Below are 8,695 nucleotides of genomic sequence, written 5' to 3'. Positions count from 1 at the left end.
CTTCGCCCCAAAGCTGCCCGTGCCCGTGCCCAGCAGAATCGAGACGGTGTCGCTATAGTAGTTCGCCACCGCCAGATCGAGCGCGCCATCGCCATTGAAATCGCCCACCGCGACTGAGAATGGACCGAAGCCCGTGCCGAAGTCGGTCTTCGCCCCAAAGCTGCCCGTGCCCGTGCCCAGCAGAATCGAGACGGTGTTGCTATTAATGTTCGTCACCGCCAGATCGAGTTTGCCATTGCCATTGAAATCGCCCACCGCGACTGAGAGTGGATTGTTGCCCGTGCCGAAGTCGGTCTTCACCCCAAAGCTGCCCGTGCCCGTGCCCAGCAGAATCGAGACGGTCGCGCTATTAGCGTTCGCCACCGCCAGATCGAGCGTGCCATCGCCATTGAAATCGCCCACCGCGACTGAGCGTGGACTGTCGCCCGTGCCGAAGTCGGTCTTTGCCCCGAACGAAACGGTTTGGGCCGCCGCCTCTGGTTCAAGCAGTCCGCCCAACATAACCACGAGCAGCAGGCTGAGCCACAGAACACGCGAAAGACGGATGAAGCCGAGGCGAAAGGGATCGCCCGGTAGAGCAGTGTTGGCGCCCGTGCCCAGCAGAATCGAGACGGTGGGAAAGCTTCGTCGTTGCATTTTGGATCTCCTTTTCTGACTGAATCTGGCAGTCGGCCGCTCAATTTGTGGATGTGATTTCAGGGTTTTCATGGAAGTAATCTCCTTTCTAAGAATCTCTATTGCGTCATAGCTATGATTGATCTATGAACCTGTGAAAATGAATTCCTGCGAGAGTGCGCCGTTGGGATTCAACACTTGGAGCTTGTCACCCGGTTTGATCCTCTTTGCCAGCTTCTTTGCGACCAGTTGTCTTGTATTTTCCGACTTCTTAGTTTGCAGCTCGAAACCGTTGCGCAACATCACGGCATCGGGGCCAAAGTTCTCGCCAAACAGGACGAGCTTCTTGCCGGTTACCAAAGTGCCGGTAATTACTGGGACTCCGCGGCCCGTCCAGGTTTCAGTGTCTGGGTCGTACAGTTCGGAGCTGTTGAGTAAGCCGGGGAAACCAGTCGAACTAGCCCCTCCGGCGGTCAGGACCCTGCCGTCAGGCAGAAGAGTAACCGTGTGAGAGGAGCGAGGCGCGTTGAGTCTAGCAGTGAGGCTCCAGGTCCCGGTCTCCGGGTCGTACAACTCGGCGGTGTACCTTCCTGCAACCAGGACTTTGCCACTGTGCAGGAGAGTCGCCGGATCTCCCGCTCGACGCGTGTTGAGGCTCCCTGTCGTTTTCCACGTCTCGGTGTCTGGGTCGTATAGCTCCGCGCTGCTGATCAGGGGGTATTCATCGCTTAAGGTAGCATTGTCTACGCCCCCCGCAACCAGGATCTTGCCGGTTTGGAGCAGCGTCGCCGTGGGTCCGTAGCGATGTTGGTTGAGTTTGCCTGTCTCACTCCATGTTCCATTCGTTGGGTCGTACAGTTCGACGCTGTCGAGCACGCCAGTATCAAAGGGAGAGTCTCCCCCGGCTACCAGAACCTTGCCGTTTTGGAGCAGCGTCGCCGTGTGTCCGTAGCGATGTGTGTTGAGTTTGCCTGTCTCACTCCATGATCCAGTCGATGGGTCATACAGCTCGGCGCTGCTGAGAAAGACTGTGCCAGTTAAGCCGGTGAATCCTCCTGCTACCAGCACCTTGCCGTCTGGAAGCAGCGTCGCCGTGTGAAGTCTGCGCGTCGTGATCAGATTGCCGGTAGCACTCCACTTGCCTGTGGCGGGATCATACAGCCACGCGCTGTTAAGAGGAATGTTATCAAACCACCCAGCGCCCGCGGCGACGAGCACTTTGCCATCAGTCAGGAGGGTCGCCGTGTGACCAACAAAACGCGGCGCTTGGAGGTTGCCGGTAACGCTCCACGTTCCGGTCTCCGGATCGAAGAGCTCTGGATCCGGGAATTCCGTGCCATCGGAACCAATGTCTCCTCCGACTATGACGACCTTACCGGTGGTCAGGAGAGTTGCTGTGTGGGCAGAACGGCGCTTGTTCAGGTCGCCAGGGATGCTGGCACCCATTGACGTTTGAGTCGTCGACACGACTGTCTGACCGGTCGCGGCCAGCACGCCGACCAGCGCCAGGAGCAGACTAGCTGTGTGCTTCGCGCGGCTGATTCGATTCCTCAAGTGATGCATTTGTTCAATTCGTGAGTCAGATTTCATAAGTTTCTCCTTCGTCATAAAGTCGAGATGATCCTCATCTCTTGCACCGGCTCGCTTCGTTGTCACTGCCCTACGAGCCTGTGAAAGTGAACTCCTGCGACAGGGTGCCGTTAGGGTTTAGCACCTGTAGCTTTTCGCCGGGTTTGAGCTTCTTGCCCGCCTTCTTCCCGATCAATGCGGTCTGCGGATTCTGGGGATCGTTCTTGGTCGTCTGCTCTACTCCGTTACGCAGTATCACCGCGCCGGGGTCAAAGTTCTCGCCAACGACAAAGAGCCTCTTGCCCTCGACCGAAGCGCTGACGATCGTTGGGATCGCGATTGGGGCCGTCGGATCATAGAGCTCAGCGCTGTTGAGGGGCTCCGCGCTGTTGAGGGTGCTGCCGCTTTGGCCCCCTGCGACCAACACTTTGCCGTTGGACAGTAGCGTCGCTGTGTGATGAGAGCGAGGCGTGCTGAGGTTAGTGGTGGTGTCCCATATCCCGATGGCCGAGTGATATCGCTCCGCGCTGTTTAGTAAGGAACCGCGATTCCAATCATCTCCTCCCGCGATCAGGACCGTGCCGCCAGGCAGCAGCGTCGCGCTATGACTATTGCGGGCCGCATTGAGAGTGCGGGTATCGCTCCACGTCCCGGCGGCTGGATCATACAGCTCCGCGCCGTTTAGAGATCTCGGAGGCGAATTGTATCCCCCTGCGACTAAGACCTTTCCGTTGGGCAGCAACGTGGCCGTGTGAAAAATAGGGGCGGCATTGAGGTTTGCGGTGACGCTCCACGTCCCGGTGGCCGGGTCGTATAATTCCGCGCTCGCTAAGGTGGAGTCGAGGTTACCATCGTCCGATCCTCCCACGATGAGAACCGTGCCGTTTTCTAGTAGCGTCGCCGTGTGCGCATAGCGGGCTGCTATGATGCTGCCGGTGACGCTCCACGTCCCGGTGGCCGGGTCGTATATCTCCGCACTCTTGAGAGGGAGATTCAAGTCGGAGCCTCCCACAACTAAAACCTTGCCGTTTTGAAGCAGTGTCGCTGTATGCCAAAAACGGACCGTGTTAAGGTTGGCAGTGCTGCTCCACGTCCCATTGGCCGGGTCGTATATCTCGGCGCTGTTGAGAGCGAGGTTATCAAATCCTCCTGCGACCAGAACCTTGCCGTCAGGCAACGGGGTCGCAGTGTTGACGATTCGAGGTATGTTGAGGCTGCCGGTATAGCTCCACGTCCCAGTGGCCGGGTCGTATAGCTCCGCACTGTTAAGGATGCGGTTATCAAAGCCGCTGCCCCCCGCGACTAGGACCTTGCCATTGGGCAGCAGCGTCGCCGTGTGACTGTGGCGTGCTGCGTTGAGGTTGCCAGTGTTGTTCCCAGCCGAATTCGCCGCTGGCACAATTTCGGATTGGGAAGAAGACTGCTGATTCCAGCAATAACCCGGCAAAGCAAGCCCGCTGGTCAAGCAGATCACTGCCAGTATCACACCAGCCGTATGCTTCACCAGGCTTGCTCGATTCTTCCAACAAAGCAGTCGCTCAATTTGTGGATGAGATTTCAGAGTTTCCATCGAAGTAATATCCTTTCCAAGAATCTCTATTGCGTCATTATTCCGCACATCCAGGGCGCGCCCTCTTCGTCTTAGTGCCCATTACCCTTAAGTTTCTCGCGAGTTGTCATGTAGATGTCGGACATCCCATCGCCGCCGGCGCGGCCTGAGCCGAAGTACATGGTCAAGCCGTCGCGCGACAGCGTCGCCCGCGCATCGGTTGCCGCGCTGTTGATCAGGGGGCCCAGATTGGTTGGCGTCGACCAGTCATCGGCGGTGGTCTCGCGGCTCGACGTCCAGATGTCCAGGTTGCGGGTTACGCCGGTGAAGCCGTCCCGGTTCGAGTCAAAGACGATTTCGAGTCCGTCTTTGCGAACGTTCGGTCGAACATCGTTGAATGCGGTATTGAGTCCGGGAGCGAGCTGCGCCGGGCCGAAATCGACGCTGAAGTAGATGTCGGGGTCGATGCCGCCGGGTTCGAAACCGCCGGCCCGGTTGCTTGAGAAGTAAAGGATGGCGTGTCCGCTCTCGTCCTCGAAGTACGACGGGCCCGACTCGCTGTCTGTACTGTTGATCTGGCACCCGACGTTTTGCGGCTCCTCCCAGGCACCGTGTTTAAAGCGCGTGAAGTAGATGTCGTCCGATCCGCAGCCGCCGCTCCGCGCGCTGACAAAGAAGAGCCCGTGGCCCGGCACCGGCGTGGGGGACCAGTCGTTAGCGCTGCTGTTCACAGGCAGGCCGAGATTCTCCGGGGCTCCCAACGGGTCGTTCTTGCTGGCGCGGTGGGCGACCCAGATGTCCAGGTTGGCAGTTACGCCGGTGAAGCCGGGCCGATCTGAAACTATGTAGAGACTGAGACCGTCCGGCGACAGGATCGGGTAGCCCTCGTTGGACGTCGTATTTAGCTCCGAACTGGTGCCGGGGATCGATTCTGCGTTCACCGGCGCGCCCCAGTCGCCGAAGTGCTGCGCTGAGACGAGCGACGTGAAGGCCAGCGCCACCGCGACGCTGGCGCATGCTAGCAGTCGTGCATTCATCGCTTGTCCTATGCCATTACCGATTGACCTTTTGAATATTCTCGCTGCTCGGAGGGCGAGCGTTGGCTTGATGGTTTTCCTGGGCATGATTTTGTTGATCTCCTTTTCTAGACATGGATTTGTTTCACTCCGTTCGAAGGATCCGTTTGTGTCATTGCTGTGATGAGACGGTGAAAACGAACTCCTGCGAAATAGTTCCGTTGGTATTCCGAACCTGCAGCGTGTCGCCGGCCGTGATCTTCTTTCCCGCCTTCTTGCCGATCAACGCGGTCTGCGGATTCTGGGGGTCGTTCTTGGTTTCTGCTGGGCTTTTGGCACCCTCATCTATGAAGGCGTCGCCTGCTCGAAAAAGTGCTAACGCACTCCGAGATATTGTTCCGAGCTGAACTCACCGCTGGCGCAACTGGCCAAATGCTTCGCGCGCTTTACTCGGTTTCTCAAGAGGATGCGATGGCTGAATCTGCGAAGCTTTCAATGGGTATTGTTTTGCTCCGGAAGACTTCATCGCATTATTGGTGCGCCAATTGCGCGAGTGTGGTAGCTTATGGCGTTAGCATCTGGGCTCCTGCTCGCATCGCGCAACACCGGAGGGTTCCACGGACACTCCCTCAACCCACGAGATCACTCAACTGCTCGTCGCCTGGAACAACGGTGATCGGGTGGCACTGGATCAACTCATGCCTCTGGTCCACACAGAATTGCACCGCATAGCCCGCCGCTACATGGTTGCCGAGCGCCCCGGCCACATTCTGCAGACGACGGCGCTGGTCAATGAAGCCTATCTGCGGCTGATCGATTGGAAAAATGTCGAGTGGCAGAACCGCGCTCATTTCTTCGGGCTGGCGGCCCAAATCATGCGGCACATCCTTGTAGATTTCGCCCGCGCCCAGGCTCGCGAAAAACGCGGGGGCGGCGGGCTGAAGGTCTCTATTTCGAAGGCCGCCGACATTGAAACCGAGCGAAGCGCCGATCTTGTGGCCCTCGACGATGCGTTGACAGCGTTGGAGAAGCTTGACCCGCGACAGGCTCGCGTTGTGGAGCTGCGCTTCTTCGCAGGGCTGAGTCTGGAAGAGACAGCCGAAGCTCTCAAAGTCTCTGTCGGCACGGTCCGCCGCGACTGGAGCCTGGCAGAAGCCTGGCTTTATAGGGAGCTGAGCGAAGGGAGAAGAGATGACTCCTGAGCGTCACCGCAAAGCCGGTCATCTCTACCACGCGGCTCTAGAGATCGAGCCTGAAGCGCGGGCGGCCTTTCTCGATGGGGAGTGCGGCGAGGACGAGGAGTTGCGCCGCGAAGCCGAATCGCTGCTCCGTGCCCACGATAGAGTCGGAAATTACTTCGTCGCGCCCGCCCTTGCGATAGCGGCAGGGCTCGTCGCCGGGCGGCAAAACCTATCGCTTGCGGGCCAGAGCCTCAGCCATTACCGCGTGCTGTCATTGATCGGGGCAGGCGGGATGGGGGAAGTCTACCTGGCCGAAGATACCAGCCTGGGGCGCAAGGTCGCGCTCAAGCTTCTGCCAAAAGAATTCACCGAAGATCCTGATCAGGTGCGCCGGTTCGAGTTGGAGGCGCGCGCCGCCTCAAGCCTTAACCACCCGAACATCGTGACGATCTTCGAGGTTGGCCAGGTAGACGGGCGCCACTTCATCGCCACCGAATACATTGACGGCCAGACGCTGCGAGAGCACCTGTCCGGTGGTCACCTTGAGGTACGTGAGGCGCTCGATGTGGCGGCGCAGATCGCGAGCGCGCTTAAAGCGGCGCACGAGGCGGGGATCGTGCATAGAGACATAAAGCCGGAGAATGTCATAGTGCGGCCAGACGGGTTGGTCAAAGTTCTGGATTTCGGTTTGGCAAAACTTGTCGAGCAAGAAAACAAGGCTCTTATGGGACTGGACGCAACCACTAGGAATCAGACGGCGAAAGGCGTGATTCTGGGAACGGTTAATTACATGTCGCCCGAACAGGCGAAAGGCGAACGGGTTGACGAGCGGACAGACATTTTCAGTTTCGGCGTGGTGATTTATGAAATGCTGGCGGGACGAATACCGTTTGAGGGCGATTCGCTGTCGGAAACTTTCGCTAATTTGATCAATACCGAGCCGCAGCCGCTTTCAGGTTCTGCTTCAAATGTGCCGGACGAGTTGAAGCGTATCGTTGCCAAAACGCTCCGCAAAAATAGGGACGAACGTTATGAAACGATGAAGGACGTTCTCACGGATTTGAAGGACTTGAAAGAAAATCTCACCCTGGAAAACAAATTAGAAAGGTCGCTTTCGTCTGATAGACAAAAGGCAACCGCGGTTTTGCAAGCGACGACGGGAGATGCGAACAAACAAACCGCGGAAACACAGCACGGTTTTTCAGTGACTGTCAGACGCCATAAACCGGTTTCCGCATTTGCGCTAGCCGCATTGCTCGTCGGCGTAATTGCAATTGGCTATTATTTTTTCTATAGGGGAAAGACAGCTTCGAGCGCGGACGGTACGAAATCAATTGCCGTCTTGCCGCTCAAACCAATCAATACAGCGAACCGGGTTGAGATTTACGAAATCGGTATCGCCGATTCCCTGATTCACAGAATCAACTCTATGAAGGGTATTATCGTCCGCCCCTTGAGCGCTACACGCAAATATGCCGACATCAACCAGGACTCGCTTACCGCCGGGCGGGAGCAGCGGGTAGATTACGTTCTCGCGTCGAGTTATCAATTGGCAAACGGGAAAATCCGCGTCACCGCACAGCTTTTGAATGTGGCGAGCGAGCAGATTGAACAAACTTATTTGATCGAGAAAGACGCGGGTGATGTTTTTGCGATGCAGGACGCGATTGCGGGCGAGGTTGGAAACAAATTGCTGGCGCGATTCTCAACTACTTCAGGCAATCCGACGGCCAAGCGCGGGACGACCAATGAAGACGCGTACCGGCTCTATCTGCAGGGGATGTATCTATACGACAAAAGAACCGTGGCGGACGCGCAAAAGGCGGTTGGGCTCTTGGAGCAAGCCATTCAGTTTGACCCTAATTATGCCCGGGTTTGGGCGGGAAAGGCGCATGTACACCGCGCTCTTGGCAATTTCGGAGGTAACACACATGAAGAATATAAAAAATCGATTGAAGCGATAAATAACGCATTAGCATTGGACGAAAATCTGGCTGACGCGCATAGCGCCTTGTGTGAGAACAAATTTTTCTACGAATGGGATCTTGACGGAGCCGAACGGGAATGCAAACGCGCCATCGAATTGGACGCCAACTCGGGTCGGGCGCATGACATGTATGCGCGTTACCTGTATGGTCGCGGACGTTTTGACGAAGCCATTGCCGAAATTAAGACCGCGATAGACCTTGAGCCGACGTCGCTATTTATCCAGCGAAATTATGGTGTCAGCTTGTATTATGCCCGGAGCTATCCAGAAGCGATCACCCAATTCAAACGAGTGTCAGAAATCGATCCGAATTTTGTTGCAACTTACGCCTGGCTTGTTCCCGCATTGAACGTGCAAGGCAACGAAGCCGAAGCCTTTGAATGGTTTATGAAATGGCAGGCTGTACTGAAAACAGACGAAGAAACCGTTCAAGGTTATAAGAAAGCATATCAAACATCGGGATGGCACGGTGTCGGGCGTGAACGAGTCAAAAGATTTGATGAAGGCAAAATACGCTCTTACTTCCTGGAAGCGTGTTTGACCGTCCATACAGGGGACAAGGATAAAGCATTTGAATACCTGGAAAGATCGTATCAACGACGCGAATGGGGCATGCCGTATTTACGAATCGACCCGAGTCTTGATGCCCTCCGCGATGACCCGCGATTCGATGAATTGGTCAGGCGCGTTGCGTTGAAGTGAGGTAAAGGGCGAACGGGATGCGCGACTGGAGCCTGGCCGAAGCCTGGCTTTATAGAGAGCTGAGTGAAGGGGGAAG

The 8,695-nt window shown here is 56.7% G+C and carries 6 protein-coding genes; 2 read left to right on the top strand and 4 right to left on the bottom strand.

Features of this window, described 5'->3' with window-relative positions:
• The 4 genes from AABO57_03810 to AABO57_03795 all read right to left on the bottom strand — a co-directional run.
• Positions 1-636 (bottom strand): VCBS repeat-containing protein (locus AABO57_03810; GenBank protein ID MEK6284843.1); only part of this gene is annotated, 636 nt, incomplete at its 3' end.
• Between the two features lie 123 nt (positions 637-759).
• Positions 760-2,205: a kelch repeat-containing protein gene (locus tag AABO57_03805; protein ID MEK6284842.1), complete on the bottom strand. Its 1,446-nt coding sequence runs from the start codon at positions 2,203-2,205 to the stop codon at positions 760-762.
• 70 nt (positions 2,206-2,275) lie between these two features.
• On the bottom strand, positions 2,276-3,754 hold the full coding sequence (locus AABO57_03800) for a kelch repeat-containing protein (protein ID MEK6284841.1): 1,479 nt from the start codon (positions 3,752-3,754) through the stop codon (positions 2,276-2,278).
• 71 nt (positions 3,755-3,825) lie between these two features.
• A complete protein-coding gene (locus tag AABO57_03795; GenBank protein MEK6284840.1) occupies positions 3,826-4,857 on the bottom strand; it encodes a hypothetical protein in 1,032 nt (343 codons plus the stop codon).
• A gap of 470 nt (positions 4,858-5,327) precedes the next feature.
• Between AABO57_03795 and AABO57_03790 the strand changes: the two genes are divergently transcribed.
• Complete coding sequence (locus AABO57_03790) at positions 5,328-5,951, top strand: sigma-70 family RNA polymerase sigma factor (GenBank protein ID MEK6284839.1); 624 nt, start codon at positions 5,328-5,330, stop codon at positions 5,949-5,951.
• On the top strand, positions 5,941-8,619 hold the full coding sequence (locus AABO57_03785) for a protein kinase (protein ID MEK6284838.1): 2,679 nt from the start codon (positions 5,941-5,943) through the stop codon (positions 8,617-8,619). Before AABO57_03790 ends, AABO57_03785 begins: the two co-directional genes overlap by 11 nt.
• Positions 8,620-8,695 lie beyond the last annotated feature (76 nt).

It is taken from the genome of Acidobacteriota bacterium, from assembly GCA_038040445.1.
Classification (GTDB): domain Bacteria; phylum Acidobacteriota; class Blastocatellia; order UBA7656; family UBA7656; genus Onstottus_A; species Onstottus_A frigus.
The sequence above is the reverse complement of the archived record's forward strand: the minus strand, read 5'-3'. Positions and strand labels throughout refer to the sequence as shown.